At 35.9% G+C, this 18,832-nt stretch carries 26 protein-coding genes; 17 read left to right on the forward strand and 9 right to left on the reverse strand.

Features of this window, described 5'->3' with window-relative positions:
- Positions 1 to 4: 4 nt before the first annotated feature.
- Entirely contained in the window at positions 5 to 217 is a 213-nt protein-coding gene (locus tag AC22L0_RS16860; protein ID WP_000576435.1) for a DNA-dependent RNA polymerase subunit epsilon, read from the reverse strand.
- A 547-nt stretch (positions 218 to 764) separates the two neighbouring features.
- On the opposite strand from AC22L0_RS16860, the gene AC22L0_RS16865 reads away from it, so the two are divergent.
- Positions 765 to 1,538, forward strand: coding sequence for a Cof-type HAD-IIB family hydrolase (locus AC22L0_RS16865; RefSeq protein ID WP_000998279.1), 774 nt, complete (start codon positions 765 to 767; stop codon positions 1,536 to 1,538).
- Between the two features lie 60 nt (positions 1,539 to 1,598).
- On the opposite strand, the gene def is transcribed toward AC22L0_RS16865, so the two are convergent.
- Together def and AC22L0_RS16875 are read right to left on the reverse strand one after the other, a co-directional pair.
- The gene (gene def / locus AC22L0_RS16870) at positions 1,599 to 2,153 is read right to left on the reverse strand and encodes a peptide deformylase (protein WP_000957049.1); all 555 of its coding nucleotides are present in this window, start codon (positions 2,151 to 2,153) and stop codon (positions 1,599 to 1,601) included.
- 168 nt (positions 2,154 to 2,321) lie between these two features.
- Positions 2,322 to 2,468, reverse strand: coding sequence for a YjcZ family sporulation protein (locus AC22L0_RS16875; RefSeq protein WP_000274562.1), 147 nt, complete (start codon positions 2,466 to 2,468; stop codon positions 2,322 to 2,324).
- 514 nt (positions 2,469 to 2,982) lie between these two features.
- Here AC22L0_RS16875 and pdhA point away from each other — a divergent pair.
- The 5 genes from pdhA (at position 2,983) to AC22L0_RS16900 (ending at position 8,340) form a co-directional block, all read left to right on the forward strand.
- Positions 2,983 to 4,098, forward strand: coding sequence for a pyruvate dehydrogenase E1 component subunit alpha (pdhA, locus tag AC22L0_RS16880; protein ID WP_000536895.1), 1,116 nt, complete (start codon positions 2,983 to 2,985; stop codon positions 4,096 to 4,098).
- 3 nt (positions 4,099 to 4,101) lie between these two features.
- On the forward strand, positions 4,102 to 5,079 hold the full coding sequence (gene pdhB, locus AC22L0_RS16885) for a pyruvate dehydrogenase complex E1 component subunit beta (RefSeq protein WP_000068168.1): 978 nt from the start codon (positions 4,102 to 4,104) through the stop codon (positions 5,077 to 5,079).
- 93 nt (positions 5,080 to 5,172) lie between these two features.
- Complete coding sequence (gene pdhC / locus AC22L0_RS16890; RefSeq protein WP_000863419.1) at positions 5,173 to 6,462, forward strand: pyruvate dehydrogenase complex dihydrolipoyllysine-residue acetyltransferase; 1,290 nt, start codon at positions 5,173 to 5,175, stop codon at positions 6,460 to 6,462.
- A gap of 5 nt (positions 6,463 to 6,467) precedes the next feature.
- The gene (lpdA, locus tag AC22L0_RS16895) at positions 6,468 to 7,880 is read left to right on the forward strand and encodes a dihydrolipoyl dehydrogenase (RefSeq protein WP_000260104.1); all 1,413 of its coding nucleotides are present in this window, start codon (positions 6,468 to 6,470) and stop codon (positions 7,878 to 7,880) included.
- Between the two features lie 232 nt (positions 7,881 to 8,112).
- A complete protein-coding gene (locus tag AC22L0_RS16900) occupies positions 8,113 to 8,340 on the forward strand; it encodes a hypothetical protein (RefSeq protein WP_000697469.1) in 228 nt (75 codons plus the stop codon).
- A 1-nt stretch (position 8,341) separates the two neighbouring features.
- Here AC22L0_RS16900 and AC22L0_RS16905 read toward each other — a convergent pair whose 3' ends face one another.
- On the reverse strand, positions 8,342 to 8,734 hold the full coding sequence (locus AC22L0_RS16905) for a DUF1885 family protein (RefSeq protein ID WP_001163302.1): 393 nt from the start codon (positions 8,732 to 8,734) through the stop codon (positions 8,342 to 8,344).
- 130 nt (positions 8,735 to 8,864) lie between these two features.
- On the opposite strand from AC22L0_RS16905, the gene AC22L0_RS16910 reads away from it, so the two are divergent.
- The 4 genes from AC22L0_RS16910 (at position 8,865) to AC22L0_RS16925 (ending at position 9,845) form a co-directional block, all read left to right on the forward strand.
- Positions 8,865 to 9,161, forward strand: a complete 297-nt coding sequence (locus AC22L0_RS16910) for a DUF3055 domain-containing protein (protein ID WP_000462038.1) — start codon at positions 8,865 to 8,867, stop codon at positions 9,159 to 9,161.
- A gap of 195 nt (positions 9,162 to 9,356) precedes the next feature.
- On the forward strand, positions 9,357 to 9,485 hold the full coding sequence (locus AC22L0_RS16915; protein WP_000536778.1) for a GapA-binding peptide SR1P: 129 nt from the start codon (positions 9,357 to 9,359) through the stop codon (positions 9,483 to 9,485).
- Positions 9,486 to 9,543: 58 nt separating this feature from the next.
- A complete protein-coding gene (locus AC22L0_RS16920) occupies positions 9,544 to 9,672 on the forward strand; it encodes a GapA-binding peptide SR1P (protein WP_000536803.1) in 129 nt (42 codons plus the stop codon).
- Between the two features lie 44 nt (positions 9,673 to 9,716).
- The gene (locus tag AC22L0_RS16925; RefSeq protein ID WP_000536796.1) at positions 9,717 to 9,845 is read left to right on the forward strand and encodes a GapA-binding peptide SR1P; all 129 of its coding nucleotides are present in this window, start codon (positions 9,717 to 9,719) and stop codon (positions 9,843 to 9,845) included.
- Positions 9,846 to 9,881: 36 nt separating this feature from the next.
- Here AC22L0_RS16925 and AC22L0_RS16930 read toward each other — a convergent pair whose 3' ends face one another.
- The gene (locus AC22L0_RS16930; RefSeq protein WP_000635342.1) at positions 9,882 to 10,712 is read right to left on the reverse strand and encodes a protein-glutamine gamma-glutamyltransferase; all 831 of its coding nucleotides are present in this window, start codon (positions 10,710 to 10,712) and stop codon (positions 9,882 to 9,884) included.
- A 75-nt stretch (positions 10,713 to 10,787) separates the two neighbouring features.
- Entirely contained in the window at positions 10,788 to 12,260 is a 1,473-nt protein-coding gene (speA, locus tag AC22L0_RS16935) for an arginine decarboxylase (RefSeq protein ID WP_000084898.1), read from the reverse strand.
- 367 nt (positions 12,261 to 12,627) lie between these two features.
- On the opposite strand from speA, the gene AC22L0_RS16940 reads away from it, so the two are divergent.
- Complete coding sequence (locus tag AC22L0_RS16940) at positions 12,628 to 12,897, forward strand: UPF0223 family protein (RefSeq protein ID WP_000456552.1); 270 nt, start codon at positions 12,628 to 12,630, stop codon at positions 12,895 to 12,897.
- An 81-nt stretch (positions 12,898 to 12,978) separates the two neighbouring features.
- Here the strand turns inward: AC22L0_RS16940 and AC22L0_RS16945 are convergent, their stop codons facing one another.
- On the reverse strand, positions 12,979 to 13,605 hold the full coding sequence (locus AC22L0_RS16945) for a YktB family protein (protein ID WP_000155317.1): 627 nt from the start codon (positions 13,603 to 13,605) through the stop codon (positions 12,979 to 12,981).
- A gap of 206 nt (positions 13,606 to 13,811) precedes the next feature.
- Between AC22L0_RS16945 and AC22L0_RS16950 the strand changes: the two genes are divergently transcribed.
- Together AC22L0_RS16950 and AC22L0_RS16955 are read left to right on the forward strand one after the other, a co-directional pair.
- Entirely contained in the window at positions 13,812 to 14,000 is a 189-nt protein-coding gene (locus AC22L0_RS16950; RefSeq protein ID WP_001250164.1) for a hypothetical protein, read from the forward strand.
- A gap of 88 nt (positions 14,001 to 14,088) precedes the next feature.
- On the forward strand, positions 14,089 to 14,874 hold the full coding sequence (locus AC22L0_RS16955) for an inositol monophosphatase family protein (protein WP_001158705.1): 786 nt from the start codon (positions 14,089 to 14,091) through the stop codon (positions 14,872 to 14,874).
- A 50-nt stretch (positions 14,875 to 14,924) separates the two neighbouring features.
- Here the strand turns inward: AC22L0_RS16955 and AC22L0_RS16960 are convergent, their stop codons facing one another.
- Positions 14,925 to 15,104 carry a DUF5325 family protein gene (locus AC22L0_RS16960; RefSeq protein ID WP_000400127.1) on the reverse strand — a complete coding sequence of 60 codons (180 nt, stop codon included), beginning with the start codon at positions 15,102 to 15,104 and terminating at the stop codon, positions 14,925 to 14,927.
- A gap of 140 nt (positions 15,105 to 15,244) precedes the next feature.
- Between AC22L0_RS16960 and typA the strand changes: the two genes are divergently transcribed.
- The 3 genes from typA to AC22L0_RS16975 all read left to right on the forward strand — a co-directional run bounded on the left by typA (position 15,245) and on the right by AC22L0_RS16975 (position 17,840).
- Positions 15,245 to 17,089, forward strand: coding sequence for a translational GTPase TypA (gene typA / locus AC22L0_RS16965; RefSeq protein WP_000914762.1), 1,845 nt, complete (start codon positions 15,245 to 15,247; stop codon positions 17,087 to 17,089).
- Between the two features lie 157 nt (positions 17,090 to 17,246).
- Complete coding sequence (locus AC22L0_RS16970; RefSeq protein ID WP_000893662.1) at positions 17,247 to 17,549, forward strand: YlaH-like family protein; 303 nt, start codon at positions 17,247 to 17,249, stop codon at positions 17,547 to 17,549.
- Between the two features lie 15 nt (positions 17,550 to 17,564).
- Entirely contained in the window at positions 17,565 to 17,840 is a 276-nt protein-coding gene (locus AC22L0_RS16975; RefSeq protein ID WP_001258147.1) for a hypothetical protein, read from the forward strand.
- A gap of 35 nt (positions 17,841 to 17,875) precedes the next feature.
- Here the strand turns inward: AC22L0_RS16975 and AC22L0_RS16980 are convergent, their stop codons facing one another.
- Positions 17,876 to 18,076 (reverse strand): YlaI family protein, encoded by a 201-nt coding sequence (locus AC22L0_RS16980; protein ID WP_002082250.1) that lies wholly within the window; start codon positions 18,074 to 18,076, stop codon positions 17,876 to 17,878.
- Between the two features lie 145 nt (positions 18,077 to 18,221).
- On the opposite strand from AC22L0_RS16980, the gene AC22L0_RS16985 reads away from it, so the two are divergent.
- Entirely contained in the window at positions 18,222 to 18,677 is a 456-nt protein-coding gene (locus AC22L0_RS16985; RefSeq protein ID WP_000024597.1) for a pyridoxamine 5'-phosphate oxidase family protein, read from the forward strand.
- Positions 18,678 to 18,832: the final 155 nt, after the last annotated feature.

Genomic DNA, 18,832 nt, shown 5'->3' on the forward strand with positions numbered 1-18,832 from the left:
ATCGCTATACGATTTCCGCTAATGTTAAATCAGCGTTTTCTTTTTCATATTCAAGATGAGCGCCAGTAACAGACTGAACAAACTCGATATTATATGCGAACTTATTTAACTTTGTACGAACATCCTTTTCAGACGTAGCCTCTAAATATAAAACTTTTGTATTTTCACGTACTGGAACCTCAGTTAATTTTTCTTGATAAAATACTTTAAAAATCATTTGGAAAACCTCTCCTTGTCTATGTTTTGCATTATCTGTTACTTATTATAAAGCAAACAGTCACGATTTTCATGTTTTTTCGAATGAGAATGAAGAAAAAGCCCGAAATGGGCACAATTTAAGCGATTGTCTTTTTACGGACTAGACCGTTTAAATAACGCTTGAGCTTTTTCTTCAGCTTCTTCAGCATGATTACTCCTTCCTTTCCTTATTTTAAACATGCCTATTACTAGTGAAAACTCTATCTCTGATATAAGAGATAGGACAAAAGTGAATGGTGAATCTTGTCCTTTCCCATACAGTGAAAGTTATTCTATAGTAACGATCAGTAGCCGTTAGTTATAGGTATAGTATGAGGAAGAATGGAAAAGAAAATTCATCCGAACAAGTATCTACATGTTTTACTAATATATATATGCAAAGTTTACAAATAAGGTCAGAAAGGGAACGCTTTCTTCACAGATGTTTAATATGTTATACTTTTTTTTAGAATTTGAAAAGTGATATTCAAAATAGGAATATAGAGTCCCAGAAAGGATTTTGACAAATGAATGATAAAATTGTCTTTTTTGATATTGATGGAACATTATTAGATCATGATAAAAAAATTCCGCAATCTACACGAGATGCAGTAAAACAGTTACAAGAAAAAGGTGTACATGTAGCAATTGCGACAGGGCGCGCGCCATTTATGTTCGAAGATATTCGCAGGGAACTTAATATACATAATTATGTTAGTTTTAATGGACAATATGTTGTCTTTGAAGATGAGGTAATATTTAATAATCCGTTACATCCAGATGCTTTACATAGGTTTACTCAGTTTGCAAAACAAGAAGGATATCCACTTGTATATCTTGACCATCAAGATATGAGAGCATCAGTGGAATATCATGATTATGTGAAAGAAGGCTTTGGAAGCTTAAACTTTGAGCATCCAGCATATGAGCCTAATTTTTATGAGGAACGTAATATTTATCAAACACTACTTTTTTGTGAAGTAAATGAAGAGGAAAAGTTTATTAATCATTATCCAGATTTTCATTTTATTCGTTGGCATGCATATTCAATGGATATCATTCCGAATGGTGGTTCTAAGGCAAAAGGAATTGAGAAATACATTGAAAAGTTAGGTTTTAATCGTGATCAAGTGTATGCATTTGGAGATGGCTTAAATGATTTAGAAATGATCGAAGCCGTTGGCACAGGTATTGTGATGGGAAATGGCCATGAAGACTTGAAAAAACTTGCAAATCATGTGACAAAGGATGTTAATGAAGACGGTATATATCATGGACTAAAGTGGGCTGGATTGCTATAAGTGAATATGGAACCCATTTCATAATAAAAAGGCGGAAGATTAACTTCCGCCTTTTTATTATTATCGCTCTAGAGGTTTGGAATCATTAGGAGCGGCAAAAGGATTTTCTTTATTGATATGGTCATAGAACATAACGCCATTTAAATGATCAATCTCGTGTTGGAATACGATTGCTGGTAAACCTTTTAAACGTAATTTTACTTCTTCTCCGTTAATAGAAGTTGCTTTTACTGTAATTCTTGTATAACGAGGAACATAACCAGGTACTTCGCGGTCTACAGACAGACAGCCTTCACCACCCTGTAAATATGTACGTTCAACAGAATGGCTAATGATTTTTGGATTGAATAATGCATGGCTATATAATGTACCATCCGCATCGGTTACATGAACTGCAATCATTTTTTTTGAAACACCGATTTGCGGAGCCGCTAATCCGATTCCAGGGCGTAAACTATATTTTTCAGCCATTTCAGGATCTTGGCTATTTATTACGAATTCAATCATTTCTTTTAAGGTAGTTGTATCTTCTTCGCTTGCCGGTAATGACACCTCTTCTGCAACGTTGCGCAAAATAGGATCTCCTTCGCGAATAACATCTTTCATTGTAAGCATATGTAATCTCTCCTTTCCTCTTTAGTCTACCAAAGGAGATGGAAAAAGTCATCGGCAAGAAAGGGAAGGCATTTTGGAAATTGTTCTATTATAGAGTAGTTATGTATGTGATAAAAAGAAAAAGACGGCAAAGCCGTCTTTTTCTTTCCATAGTTGTTTCGTTTTACATTAGCGAATGCAAGCAGCACCAACGATAATTAAAAGAATAAACAACACAACGATTAAGGCGAAGCCGCGTCCAGACCCGCCACAAGAACCGCCATAACCGTAGGAAGGATATGAACAAGTTGGATAGCAATATGAGTATCCGTACATGAGATGACCTCCTTTATCATTTCCCGCTAATACTGCGGTTACTATAATGTATGGAAGAGAGGGTAGAAATGTATAGGTATTTACCTAAAAAAGGAAGAGTAGTTTGTATATTTTTGTTACGAAGAGAGAAAAACTAAAGAGAATTAAATCGTTTACATATTATTCTAAGAGAAAAAATAAGTGAAAAAGGGAATAATATAACAGTAGGTCAATGCTTACTAATACAGATGTAAAAAATAAAAACACGTTTGTGTAGTAGAAACCTGCATATTATTTATAAAAAAACGTATTCAAAGTAATTGACATCGTAATTAGAATAGTTGTAAACTAAAAAACGTGATCAAGATTGTATTAATATGTTTCTGAAAAAACATTAGTACAGATTGTTAGGTACACAAAATTATTCTCAACCGACATACAAACATGTTGGTTTACATCGTTGCGCTTTTTAAACTGGAAAATAGCCAGTGAAAGCGTTTCAGAATATGGTTCAAGAGAGGAAGAGGTGAACGGAATGGGTACTAAAACAAAAAAGACCCTATTTAATGTTGATGAGCAAATGAAAGCTATCGCAGCTCAATTTGAAACATTACAAATTTTAAATGAAAACGGTGAAGTTGTGAATGAAGCAGCTATGCCTGAATTATCTGATGATCAATTAAAAGAATTAATGCGTCGTATGGTGTATACTCGCGTATTAGATCAACGTTCTATTTCTTTAAACCGTCAAGGACGTTTAGGTTTCTACGCACCTACAGCTGGACAAGAAGCTTCTCAATTAGCAAGTCATTTCGCACTTGAAGCAGAAGACTTCATCTTACCAGGATACCGTGATGTACCACAATTAGTATGGCACGGATTACCATTATACCAAGCATTCTTATTCTCTCGTGGACACTTCATGGGTAACCAAATGCCTGAGAATGTAAATGCATTAGCTCCACAGATTATTATCGGTGCGCAAATCATCCAAACTGCTGGTGTTGCGTTAGGTATGAAACTACGTGGTAAAAAATCTGTTGCAATTACTTACACTGGTGACGGTGGTGCTTCACAAGGTGACTTCTACGAAGGTATGAACTTTGCAGGTGCATTCAAAGCTCCAGCAATCTTCGTTGTTCAAAACAACCGTTATGCAATCTCTACTCCAGTAGAAAAGCAATCTGCAGCTAAAACTGTAGCACAAAAAGCAGTAGCAGCAGGTATTTACGGAATTCAAGTAGACGGTATGGATCCATTAGCTGTATACGCAGCAACTGCTTTTGCTCGTGAGCGCGCAGTAAATGGCGAAGGCCCTACTTTAATCGAGACTTTAACATTCCGTTACGGTCCACATACAATGGCTGGTGATGACCCAACTCGTTACCGTACAAAAGATATCGAAAACGAATGGGAACAAAAAGACCCAATCGTACGCTTCCGTAAGTTCTTAGAAGCTAAAGGCCTATGGTCTCAAGAAGTTGAAGAGACAGTAATCGAAGAAGCAAAAGAAGATATCAAACAAGCAATTGCTAAGGCTGACCAAGCTCCAAAACAAAAAGTAACTGATTTAATGGAAATCATGTACGAAAAAATGCCTTACAACTTAGCTGAACAATATGAAATCTACAAAGAAAAGGAGTCGAAGTAAGCCATGGCTCAAATGACAATGATTCAAGCAATCACTGATGCTTTACGCGTTGAAATGAAAAATGACCCTAACGTACTTGTATTTGGTGAAGACGTTGGTGTAAACGGCGGTGTATTCCGTGCTACTGAAGGTTTACAAGCTGAATTTGGTGAAGATCGTGTAATGGATACTCCACTTGCAGAGTCTGGTATTGGTGGACTTGCAGTTGGTCTTGCACTTGAAGGATTCCGTCCAGTTCCAGAGATCCAATTCTTCGGTTTCGTTTATGAAGTAATGGATTCAATTTCTGGTCAATTAGCTCGTATGCGTTACCGTTCTGGTGGACGTTGGACTGCTCCAGTAACAGTTCGTTCTCCATTCGGTGGTGGTGTTCATACTCCTGAACTACATGCTGATAGCTTAGAAGGATTAGTGGCTCAACAACCTGGTCTAAAAGTTGTTATTCCATCTACTCCATACGATGCTAAAGGTCTTTTAATCTCTGCGATTCGTGACAACGATCCAGTTATCTACTTAGAGCATATGAAATTGTACCGTTCATTCCGTCAAGAGGTACCAGAAGGTGATTACACAATTGATTTAGGTAAAGCTGATATCAAACGTGAAGGTACAGATGTATCTGTTATCGCTTACGGTGCTATGGTTCACGCTGCATTAAAAGCTGCTGAAGAACTTGAAAAAGAAGGTATCTCTTTAGAGGTTGTTGACTTACGTACAGTTCAACCATTAGATATCGAAACAATCATCGCTTCTGTTGAAAAAACAGGTCGCGTAGTTGTAGTTCAAGAAGCTCAAAAACAAGCTGGTATTGCAGCTAACGTTGTAGCGGAAATTAACGACCGTGCAATCTTAAACTTAGAAGCTCCAGTTGTACGTGTTGCAGCTGCTGATACAGTATTCCCATTCTCTCAAGCAGAGAGCGTATGGTTACCAAACCACAAAGATATTGTTGAAGCTGTAAACAAAGTAATGAACTTCTAATTTTTAGCTTTTCATGTGCAAAAGAAATCAGCACATGCTGGTTTCTTTTGTACATATTCCATAATAATGAAATGAATCAGGGGGCTGAATTCCGTGGCATTTGAATTTAAACTACCAGATATCGGTGAAGGTATCCACGAAGGTGAAATCGTAAAATGGTTTATTAAACCAGGCGATGAAGTAAACGAAGACGATGTACTTCTTGAAGTACAAAATGATAAAGCAGTAGTAGAAATCCCTTCTCCTGTTAAAGGTAAAGTACTTGAAGTACTTGTAGAAGAAGGAACAGTTGCAATCGTAGGAGATACATTAATTAAATTTGATGCTCCTGGATACGAAAACCTTAAATTTAAAGGTGACGATCATGATGAAGCTCCAAAAGCTGAAGAAGCAGCAGTAGAAGCTCCAGCAGCGGAAGCTACTCCAGCAGCAACTGCAGAAGTAGTAAATGAGCGCGTAATTGCTATGCCATCTGTTCGTAAATACGCTCGTGAAAAAGGTGTAGACATTCATAAAGTAGCTGGTACTGGTAAGAATGGCCGTATCGTAAAAGCTGACATCGATGCATTTGCAAATGGTGGACAAACTGTAGCAGCAACTGAGGCTCCAGCAGCAGTAGAAGCTACTCCAGCAGCAGCGAAAGAAGAAGCACCAAAAGCACAACCAATCCCAGCTGGTGAATATCCAGAAACTCGTGAGAAAATGAGTGGTATCCGTAAAGCGATTGCGAAAGCAATGGTTAACTCTAAACACACAGCTCCTCACGTAACATTAATGGACGAAGTAGATGTAACAGAACTTGTTGCTCACCGTAAGAAGTTCAAAGCAGTAGCAGCTGACAAAGGTATTAAATTAACTTACCTTCCGTACGTTGTTAAAGCTTTAACATCTGCATTACGTGAATACCCAATGTTAAACACTTCTTTAGACGATGCATCTCAAGAAGTAGTTCATAAACATTACTTCAACATCGGTATCGCAGCTGATACAGACAAAGGTCTATTAGTACCAGTTGTTAAAGATACAGATCGTAAGTCTATCTTCACAATCTCTAACGAGATCAATGATCTTGCTGGTAAAGCACGTGAAGGTCGTCTAGCTCCAGCTGAAATGAAAGGTGCTTCTTGCACAATTACAAACATTGGTTCTGCAGGTGGACAATGGTTCACTCCAGTTATCAACCACCCAGAAGTAGCAATCCTTGGTATCGGCCGTATCGCTGAAAAACCAGTTGTGAAAAACGGTGAGATCGTTGCAGCTCCAGTATTAGCATTATCTCTAAGCTTTGACCATCGTTTAATTGACGGTGCAACTGCTCAAAAAGCGTTAAACCAAATTAAACGTCTATTGAATGACCCACAATTATTAGTAATGGAGGCGTAATAACAATGGTAGTAGGAGATTTCCCAATTGAATTAGATACAGTCGTTGTTGGTGCAGGTCCTGGTGGATACGTTGCGGCAATTCGTGCAGCACAATTAGGTCAAAAGGTAGCAATCATTGAAAAAGCTAACCTTGGTGGCGTATGCTTAAACGTTGGATGTATTCCTTCAAAAGCGTTAATCAATGCAGGTCATCGTTATGAGAATGCAATGCATTCTGATGACATGGGTATTACTGCAGAAAACGTAAAAGTTGACTTTACAAAAGTTCAAGAATGGAAAAACGGCGTAGTTAAGAAATTAACTGGCGGTGTTGAAGGCCTTCTTAAAGGTAACAAAGTTGAAATCATTCGCGGTGAAGCTTACTTCGTAGATGCTAATACATTACGCGTTATGACTGAAGATGCAGCTCAAACTTATACGTTTAAAAATGCTGTTCTTGCAACTGGTTCTACACCAATCGAAATTCCAGGATTCAAATACTCTAAACGTGTTATCAACTCTACAGGTGCTTTAAGCTTACCTGAAATTCCTAAAAAACTTGTTGTAATCGGCGGCGGTTACATCGGTATGGAATTAGGTACTGCATATGCTAACTTCGGTACAGAAGTTACTGTAGTAGAAGCTGGCGACGAAATCTTAGCTGGTTTCGAAAAAGCTATGAGCTCTGTTGTTAAACGTGCTCTACAGAAAAAAGGTAACGTAAATATCCATACAAAAGCTATGGCTAAAGGCGTTGAAGAAACAGAAACTGGCGTAAAAGTTAGCTTTGAAGTTAAAGGTGAAATCCAAACTGTAGAAGCAGATTACGTATTAGTAACTGTAGGTCGTCGTCCAAACACTCAAGAAATCGGTCTTGAGCAAGTTGGAGTTAAAATGACTGACCGCGGCATCATCGAAATCGATGAGCAATGTCGTACAAATGTACCAAACATCTATGCAATCGGTGATATCGTTCCTGGACCACCATTAGCTCACAAAGCTTCTTACGAAGGTAAAGTAGCTGTAGAAGCAATTAGTGGCCATGCATCAGCTATCGATTACATCGGAATTCCTGCAGTATGCTTCACTGATCCAGAACTAGCATCTGTTGGTTACACTAAAAAACAAGCTGAAGAAGCTGGAATGACTGTAACTGTATCTAAGTTCCCATTCGCTGCTAACGGTCGTGCATTATCATTAAACAGCACTGACGGTTTCCTACAACTTGTAACACGTAAAGAAGATGGCCTTCTTGTAGGTGCTCAAGTTGCAGGTGCAGGTGCTTCTGATATTATTTCTGAGATTGGTTTAGCTATCGAAGCTGGAATGACAGCTGAAGATATCGCTCAAACAATCCATGCTCACCCAACATTAGGTGAAATCACAATGGAAGCAGCTGAAGTTGCTCTTGGAATGCCAATTCACATTGTAAAATAATTCAAGTAATGTAAATAGCCCTTCTCTTATTGTAAGAGAGGGGCTATTTTTATTTTCATCAAATGACTTGCAAGGTCTTTAAACGTACTTGTCGAATGAATATATAATACTTTAACAAATGATTCAGGCTTAACTTACTTCGAAGGTAATATATATCATCCTATAATATGTAATTGATTCAAACTTACCCCCATATATTAATAAAATAGAGCATGTCAAAGGAGAAGGTTCCATGAAAATATTACATGTTATATTTTATCATTTACTACTATGGAGTGGCTTTTCCACTGTATTAACATTATCGAATGGTGATAAGTTTCATTATAAAGTTATTCTTTTTTTCGTATTTCTATATTTAGCCTATGTAATAGCATATTTTGTATTGCACGTAAGAAAGCAAGCTTTATTTCTTACATGTTCGAATTGTATATTATTTTTAATCATATTATCTATTTTTTAAATTAGCGTTTATAAAAATACATTGTTCTTCCATTAAATAATTGTAACTCTCCTTCTAATTTCTTCGCTAAAAAACGGCAAAATTCATTTGCTTTCCCTTTGTCACCAAATGTTGCATTAGGTGGTAAAGAAACTTGGATGAAAGATTGTTCATTTTCTATACCAACACCAATATAAATTGAGTCATACCGGTCGTGAGTGGATTGAAGTTTTAATGTTGTTGTAGATGTATCTAAAATTTCATAAGGAAAAGCGGTATTTGTATACGTGTAATTAATTTGGGCACCAGTTTTAGAAGTAACTGTTTTATAATAATGAAAAAGTTGTTTTATATCATCTATTGAAACTGATTGTTGGTTGGATTTCGGTACAAGCGTAATAAAGGCGTGTTGCATATAAGTTCCCCCTAGCTTAGTAGAATACTATCATTCTACATCCTACTGAATTTTTTGACAATTAAAAGGAGTATTACATGTTTTGTTTAATATACTATTAATGAAACGTGATGTAGAAAGGTGGAAACCAATGTTTGAAAAATTGTATGATGAGCATGAAAGTGTGAAGGTACGATTTTTAGGGTTTATGACACATGATACACGTTATGATTTTGGTGTTATTTATACAAATATGTTTTTTGGAAAGCCGCTCATTGTTTGTATGCAAACAGGAAGATCTACTTTACTCGGACGAGATGATGTAGAGAATGTTCAATATATACAGGAGATTTTTAAATTAGGATCAGAAGAGGAAGCAAAGGAGTTAGCTCAGTTTTTCAAATTTCTAGTTCCGTCAACTTCTTTACATGCGGAATATGAAGAATAATTAATGTGAAACAGTCGTACTTATAAATATGGCTGTTTTTTTATTTTAATATCGCATACTAATTTAAATTAAAAATATTTAATGTGTTATACTAAAAACCTATTGACGTAAAAAGTATAACATATTAAAATGAAGACAGAAAGTTAAGCGGTTACAAAAAGTTTTTGGGATTATAAACTTAGGGGGAAATGAAAAATGGGAACAATCGTATGTCAAGATTGTGAAGGTACAATTGCACACTTCGAAGATGAGAAAGTAACGGTACTTTACGGGAAATGTGGATCTTGCGGATGTGATCACACAGAGCATACAAAAGCCCAATAATTGATAGGAAATGGACAGCTAAAAGTTTTTAGGACCATAAACTTAGGGGGAAATGAAAATGGGAACAATCGTATGCCAAGTATGTGAAGGAACAATCGGACATTTTGAAGATGAGAAAACGACGGTACTTTACGGAAAATGTGGAACAAATTGTGACTGTGCTAGAAAAGATAATGCGAAAGCTTAATGATAAATAAATAGATTACTATTAAAACTCAGGGGGAAATGAAAATGGGAACAATCGTATGCCAAGTATGTGAAGGAACAATTGGACATTTTGAAGATGAAAAATCAACAGTACTATACGGGAAATGTGGATCTCATTGCGAATGTGACCATAAAGAACATACAAAAGCTTAATAATAAGAAAAAGCGCCTACATGTGTAGGCGCTTTTTTAATAAATTGTAGTTGTATGACCAACTGTTGCAACGATTGCATCATCTCTAATTGGAATAAAGCTTATGGATGTCTGTGGTGTACTAGAAGAAGCATATTGGCTCATTATACGGCTATCGATACGGGTAATAGTATCGGTCAAGAAAGCTGAAATAAAAGCGTAAGGGACTCTTCGTTCATTTAATGAATAAATAATTTCTTCTTTTGTTTTTACACCCACGCCATGTCCGTAAAAAAAGAAATTTCCTAAATAGATTGTGTTTTCTCCTTGCCACTCAATCGTAGCTGGATTCACTTGTGGGTTTTTAAAGTAAACGAGGTCACCTGGAACAAGATCGCCACCGTTTTTTGTTATGAGCCTTAGATCTTGATCGTAGTCCCATGTATAAAGTAAAAGATTTGCAAATAGACGATTGAAAGTTTCTTCCTCATACAATGATAGTAAAGCTTTATAAAAAATAATGATCATAGCGGTTGCGCATTCAGTTCCATATAGTTTTCCATTTTTAAAAATATCTTGTATGGCAATAGAAGATGGTATGTTTGGAAGAAGCTCGAATCCTCCAAGGGATGTTCTTTTCCAATACTGGGGGTTGCAAAAGGATTGTTGAAATGTGCGAAACTGAAATCCACTTTGAAAAAGCTCTAGTGCAGAGATAATAATATTAACTCGTAAATTGAGATCAAAGCTGAGTTCATCAGCTGTTCGGAAGGAATAAACTTCTTGATTTCCTGCCATTATTGATAAAATTTGTTGTTTCTCTGCTGCAAATGGCTCATATTCATTTGTAATATAAGGATGTACAATAGAACGGCCTATTACAATCATAATAGTATCCCCACCTATACGTTACATTCTTAAGTATCGTATGAAGAAAAGGAAAAAAGGTGAAAAAAAAGCCTATCAACTGATAGGCTTGTACTCTTTAATAACACGTAATGTTTGTAATGTCATATCTTCAGGACCTTGTACAGGTAAACCTGCTTCTAAGTTTTTCCGAATATACTCTAAGTTTTCTTGTGTAATAATTTCCCCCGGAGTAAAGATTGGAATCCCTGGCGGATAAACCATAACAAAATCAGCTATAATACGACCCGCTGCATTTTCAAATGGGATGACTTCTGTTTCCGAATAAAAAGCATCTCGAGGAGAAAGTGCTAGCACTGGAATTTCTGGAATCTCTACTTGTACTTGAACACCTTTATCTGCCCTATTTCTAAATGTTGCTGCTAAATCGTGTAAAGCTGCAATAAGTGTATTTGTATCACTTTCTGTATCTCCCAAAGTGATAAGACATAGTATGTTGTATAGATCTGAGAGTTCTACTTCAATGTTATATTGCTCTCTAAGCCATACTTCAGCTTGGTGGCCGGTAATACCTAAATCTTTTACAGATACAATTATCTTTGTAGGATCATAGTTAAAGGTAGCATCTGTACCTAACATTTCTTTTCCAGGACAGTAAAGATGCTCAATAGAATTTATAGCATCACGAACATGCTCAGCTAATTGTATTGTTTGTTCTATGAGTGCTGTTCCTTCTGTAGCAAGACGTTTTCTCGCAACATCAAGGGATGCTAACAAGATGTAAGAAGTTGATGTAGTTGTAAGCATACTAATAATAGATTGGACATGCTTTACATTCACTAAGCCTTCTTTCACATTAAGAATAGAACTTTGAGTTAAAGAGCCTCCTAATTTGTGAACACTTGTTGCTGCCATATCCGCACCAGCTTGCATCGCTGACATAGGTAATTCATCGTGAAAATGAATATGAACACCATGAGCCTCGTCGACTAGTACAGGGATGTCATAAGAATGTGCTAATTGTACAATCTGTTCTAAGTCTGCAGCAAACCCAAAGTACGTTGGGTTAATAACAAGTAAGCCCTTTGCATCTGAGTGCTCTTCAAGTGCTTTTTTGACAGATTGAATTGTGATTCCATGAGAAATACCGAGCTTCGGATCGATTTCAGGATGCATGAAAATCGGTTTTGCACCTGAGAAAATAATAGCTGACATTACTGATTTATGCACGTTTCGTGGTACTAGGATTTTGTCACCAGGACCGCAAACGCTCATCACCATTGTCATAATAGCGCCACTTGTACCTTGAATAGAAAAGAAAGTATGATCTGCACCGAATGCAGCGGCTGCTAAATCCTGTGCTTCTTTAATCATACCTTTTGGATGATGTAAATCATCGAGTGGCGCAATATTAATTAAATCAATTGCTAATGCATTATGCCCAATAAATTCGCGAAATGTAGGATCCATGCCCTGTCCTTTTTTATGACCAGGAATATGGAATTGAATTGGATTTCGCTTACTGTGCTCAACTAAAGCGGTAAACAATGGTGTTTCGTATTGGGACAATCTATACACCCCTTCTTCTTCATAATATTTAGTGTAATTTGTTTTATATAATCCTGCTCTAAAAAAGTGTAGCCTTTTTTAGAATAAGGCTTGTTTTTCTGCCATTCAAAAAATCGTTTTTGAGATGGTAGCTTCACTTTATTTTCTATAAAACAAAAGCATTATATCACCAATAATTATAGATGTATAGAAAAAAATGTTTTTAAGGTGAGTATGTTTAATAGTTAGCCTCAACTAATGCATAGAGGAAGACAATTCCATTAAAATGAATAAATAGTGTATAATGCAGAGTGGCTATAATGAAGAATAAAATATTCTCTTTAAGATAGCATAATGAAACAAGAAGAAATGATAAATGAGGTGCGAAATGGAATATCAATATCCGTTAGATTATGATTGGTCAAATGAGGAAATGGTTACAATTGTTAAGTTTTATGAAGCGATTGAGAAAGCTTATGAAAAAGGGATTATAAGAGAAGAGTTAATGGGTTTATATCGTCGTTTTAAAGAGATTGTTCCATCGAAAGCAGAAGAAAAGAAAATTGATAAAGAATTTCAAGAAGTAAGTGGATACTCTATATATCGTGCTATTCAAAGGGCAAAAGAAGTCGAAGAACAAAAGCTCGTAAAAATGTAAAAAATATTTTGAAAAATAAAAACTGAAGTGATATAATGTGATAACAACTAAAAACGGACAATATAAATTGTCCGTTTTCTACTATCGATTACACAGTGCATATAAAGGAAGGAGTGATTGCATCGTAGATTCAATCTTAGCAAGGAATTGTTCGTTGGTCATTGCTGAAAACTCCTCTGGTGATATATGAATACCAACTAATAATTCTGCTTTTTTTACAGTAGCTAATCGTTCAATCATCTTTTGTAAGTCTTCGGTTTCAAGTGTTTTATGTAATTTCACACTTGGTTTAGTATGGTCAATGGACCAAACGAAGTCATTTGGAATATTTGTTTTTAAATCATTTAAATGTTCTAAGAAGGCATGAGCCGTCTCAACTTTTTGTGGACACTCATAGATTAAACCAAAGTATATGAAGGCATGAGTACCCCATAAGCCGATTTGGAAATGCGGTAGCATTTTATATCCTCGTTTATTTGTTGAAAAAGCAACCCAAGTATCGTTTGGTGGATTGACTTTGCGGCGTGCGTGTTTTGCAACATGATAAAAAAAGTTCTCATCAGTTTGTTTGGATAAGTATTCTGCAAATTGTTCCCCTAAAGCTTCTAGCTTAGGATGAATGTTCGTTTTAATTGCACTCATTCGTTCTTCGAGACCATCAACTGTAAAGACATCAAAATCAGTTGACTTGAATGTTTGTATTGTCATGATTGTTCCTCCAACTCCTATTTTGCTTTTATTTTAGCATAGCTTGTACTATTCATAAAAAAAACAGCACAAAAAAATTTAAATAAAAAAATATAATTTTGTTGCATAGATGATTTATCCAACATAGTATAGTATAAAACAAAAAATCAGAAAATTGAATTAATTCTAGTCCGAGGGCAGACGAATATTGGGAGGAGGCAAATAATATGAGACAGGTGATTAATGCGTTAAAGAGAACAGATGCTGAAAAGAGAATACCGGTGCTACGTTTGGAGCTAGATTATGAATTAGCAACTTTATATGATGCGATGATGGAAGATGACAAACAGAAAAAAGAAGAGTGTGTACAAAAGTTAGAAGTGTTAAGACTTGAAATGATTCGTTTAGAAGCGTAATAATAGTATATGTATAAAAAATTAGTTGGTGCGAACCTTATAAAGGGTTCGTTTTTTCTGTGAACAGTATAGATCGGAGTGTTTAAACATGCAAGAAGTATGGAAAGACATTGATGCACACGCCAAACGGTGGATTCGGGATGCAGGAGAGCATTTAATGGCATCAATGAAAAAAGCACTTATTATAGAAACAAAATCAAATGCAGCTGACTTAGTTACAAATATGGACCGAGAGATAGAACAGTTTTTAATTGGGAAAATTAAAGAAACATTCCCGAATCATAATATTTTAGGAGAAGAGGGTTATGGAGACGAGATAACGTCTTCTGACGGGGTTGTTTGGTTAATTGATCCAATTGACGGCACGATGAACTTTGTTCATCAAAAAAGAAATTTTGCGATTTCAATTGGGATTTATGAGAACGGTATCGGAAAGATTGGACTTATATATGATCCAGTGCATGATGAACTATATCATGCAGTCAAGGGATATGGAGCTTTTTGTAATGATATATCAATTCCTACACTGAAAAAAGGAACTGTAGAGCAAGGTATTGTAGCTTTAAATGCGATATGGCTTACAGATAATCCATTGCTTAATATGGAAAGTATGATGGCACTTGTTAAGAAAGCAAGAGGCACAAGATCATATGGCTGTGCAGCGTTAGAGATGGTATACGTTGCAACAGGAAGAATAGATGCATATGTAACGCCGAGATTATCACCATGGGATTTTGGCGGAGGAAAGATAATTGTAGAAGAAGTTGGAGGTAAGGTGACGACATTCTCTGGAGCGCCACTTTCTATCATAGAGAAGAGCAGTGTGTTAGTTGCAAAACCAGGAGTGTATGAAGAAGTGTTATCGTTTATATGAGAGCAACAAAAAAAGTAAGAGGCTGTGTATAAGCTTCTTACTTTTTAGCGTTATTGTGATTTGCGCATTTTTCTTTTTGTTACAAAACCGTATCCAACTGTAACAAATGTGCCGATAATGCAAATAATAATACCGATTGGACTATTTTCAGCAATCATAATGCCGATACCGATTAAGAAAATAACACCGATAATTGCAGTTAATAAAAAGCGATATTGAATGTGTTCCATTTCTTCACCCTCCAATCTCATTTTACTTTCACAAAAGTAAGAATACAACTATATTTTCATTCTTGCTTTTATTTTAATTGCTATTGTATCCCCTTCGCTCTTATAATAGAGAAGGATTAAAAAGACATTAGGAGTTGGACATGTTGAAAAAACGACAAGATTTACGTAATATAGCAATTATTGCCCACGTTGACCATGGTAAAACAACACTTGTTGACCAGTTATTACGTCAAGCGGGGACTTTCCGTGCGAACGAACACGTTGAAGAACGCGCAATGGATTCAAATGATCTAGAAAGAGAACGCGGTATTACAATTTTAGCGAAAAATACAGCGATTCACTATGAAGATAAAAGAATTAACATTTTAGATACACCTGGTCACGCTGACTTCGGTGGAGAAGTAGAACGTATCATGAAAATGGTTGATGGTGTTTTACTTGTTGTTGATGCATATGAAGGTTGTATGCCACAAACACGATTTGTTTTAAAGAAAGCTCTTGAGCAAAACTTAACTCCAATCGTAGTTGTAAACAAAATTGACCGTGACTTCGCTCGTCCAGATGAAGTAGTTGATGAAGTAATCGACTTATTCATTGAGCTTGGTGCAAACGAAGATCAATTAGAGTTCCCAGTTGTATTTGCATCAGCAATGAACGGAACAGCAAGCTTAGATTCAAACCCAGCAAATCAAGAAGAGAATATGAAATCATTATTCGATACAATTATCGAACATATTCCAGCACCAATTGATAACAGCGAAGAGCCACTTCAATTCCAAGTAGCACTTCTTGATTACAACGACTACGTTGGACGTATTGGAGTTGGTCGCGTATTCCGCGGTACAATGAAGGTTGGACAACAAGTTGCTTTAATGAAAGTAGACGGAAGTGTGAAGCAATTCCGCGTAACGAAATTATTCGGTTACATGGGATTAAAACGTCAAGAAATTGAAGAAGCAAAAGCAGGGGACTTAGTAGCCGTTTCTGGTATGGAAGACATTAACGTAGGTGAAACAGTATGTCCAGTTGAACATCAAGATGCGTTACCATTATTACGTATTGATGAGCCAACACTACAAATGACGTTCCTTGTAAATAACAGCCCATTTGCAGGTCGTGAAGGTAAATACATTACATCTCGTAAAATTGAAGAGCGTCTTCGTTCACAATTAGAAACAGATGTAAGTTTACGTGTAGATAATACAGATTCTCCTGATGCGTGGATCGTATCTGGACGTGGGGAACTACATTTATCTATCTTAATTGAAAACATGCGTCGTGAAGGTTATGAATTACAAGTATCTAAGCCAGAAGTAATCATTAAAGAAGTTGATGGCGTAAGATGTGAGCCTGTAGAGCGTGTACAAATCGATGTACCTGAAGAATACACTGGTTCTATTATGGAATCTATGGGTGCACGTAAAGGTGAAATGTTAGATATGGTGAATAACGGAAACGGTCAAGTTCGCCTTACTTTCATGGTTCCAGCACGTGGTTTAATTGGTTACACAACAGAATTCTTAACATTAACTCGTGGTTACGGTATTTTAAACCATACATTCGATTGCTACCAACCAGTACACGCTGGACAAGTTGGTGGACGTCGTCAAGGTGTTCTAGTTTCACTTGAAACAGGAAAAGCATCACAATACGGTATTATGCAAGTTGAAGACCGTGGTGTAATCTTCGTTGAACCAGGTACAGAAGTATATGCTGGTATGATTGTAGGAGAACACACTCGTGAGAATGACTTAACAGTTAACGTTGTGAAAATGAAACAACAAACTAACATTCGTTCTGCGACGAAAGATCAAACTTCAACAATGAAGAAACCACGCCTAATGACTTTAGAAGAATCATTAGAGTACTTAAACGATGACGAGTTCTGTGAAGTAACTCCAGAATCAATTCGTCTACGTAAAAAGATTCTTGATAAGAGTGAGCGCGAAAGAGCTGCTAAGAAAAAGAAATCTGTCGAAGCGTAAAAATAAAAAAACAACGCCCTTTATAAAGGGCGTTGTTTTTTTATTTTGTTTATTTTTTAGAATATTTACTCATTTTTGTGGACAGTATTTTTTTTGCGAGTTACTCTTGTATTAAGTGTATAAAGAAAATTGCATTTTACTGCTAGGGGGGAAGAGTGTGTTAGAAAGGATGTCTTTTTTTGCAAAATTGTGTAAGGTAGATGAAAATCCAGAGTTAGGAATGTGGTTACTTTATGGGACGATTATTATATTAAGTGCTCTCGTTTATAATTTAGGGTTTGCTAGAAAGTTGTCTGTACTAAAAAATATTGTGATATACATATCATTAGCAATTGGATGCACAGTATTAACCTTTTTTGCTGTGTTTTTACCTGTTGGAGAAGGACTTGTTGTAGCGGCAATTGTACTTGGAATTTATAGATTGCGTTTGCGTCAAGCGAAACAACAAAAAGCAGGATAAGGAAGGGGAGTTTTCATGCGTTCAGTACAAGATGCACTATATAATTGGTTAACAATTAAAACAGTTGCGGAAGCACGCCCAGATGATAGTGCTGCAAAAGAAACATATTTGTTATTTCAAAATATGATATATGAAGAACATAAATTAAGAAATGTGGAAGTCGAAAAGAACGAGGAAATGTATTTAATTACATATGAAATGAATGGAGAACGGAAATCTGCAAGGTTTCCGTTAGAAGCCATTGATTGTTTTTTGGATCAGATGAATCGTGAACCAGAAAAATATAAATAAGTCCTTATCTATATGAGTAAGGACTTATTTACATTTTACCAATCATCTTCGATTTTTTTATCACGATATAATCGGAAATTACCACTTGCATGACGTTCCATTGTACGCTCTGCAATTCGTTCCGAACATTCCATGCACATATATGTATGAATAGGGCGATTACGCAGTTTTTTTGCCATAGGATTTTCATCATCTAACATATCTTTTTTATCACAAATCATACATTTGACTCTCATTTCGTCACCTCAATACGAATTCTATCAGTATAAGTATATCATGGAAGTATAATGTTTTTGAATAATAGTGGGAAAAAATAATATTTTCGCAATTCAAAAAATAAGTTATGATAAGGATATACCAAGTATGTTTGGAGGTGAAAATATGGCGAATGTAGTAGAGCCTACCTTAACAGAGGATTTAGTACAAACGTTGCGTAAAGAGTGTATTGTTATGATAGCAACGACAGATTTCGAAAAGCAAGTTCCTAACGTAAGTGCTATTTCTTGGGTGTATGCAGTGAGTAAAACTAGTATTCGATTTGCAGTAGATCAACGTTCACGTATTGTGGAAAATATACGGCATAATACAGGTGTGGTATTGACTATAATGGCGAATGAATCCGTATTTTCTATAAGTGGTGCAGGTGAAATTTTGACAGATAGAATGGAAGGTATTTCTCTAAAATTAACTGTAATAGAAGTAAATGTGCAAGAAGTGCGTGATGTTATGTTTTATGGAGCGAAACTTGCAATTGAACCAACATATGAAAAAACATATGATCTTCGGGCAGCGAAAAAGCTGGATAATGAAGTGTTAGTAGGGATAAGAGAATTATAAAGATGCTAAATAGGAAATTCGTTTATTCACTTTTGTAATCGGTTATTGTGATTTAACGTTAATAATTATAATAAAAAGTAATATATTGAATAGAAATGAATAAAGAATAAATAAAAGGTTTAATGACTATGATTTTCGATTCTACCTCGTTTACA

It is taken from the genome of Bacillus sp. LQ01, from assembly GCF_057624735.1.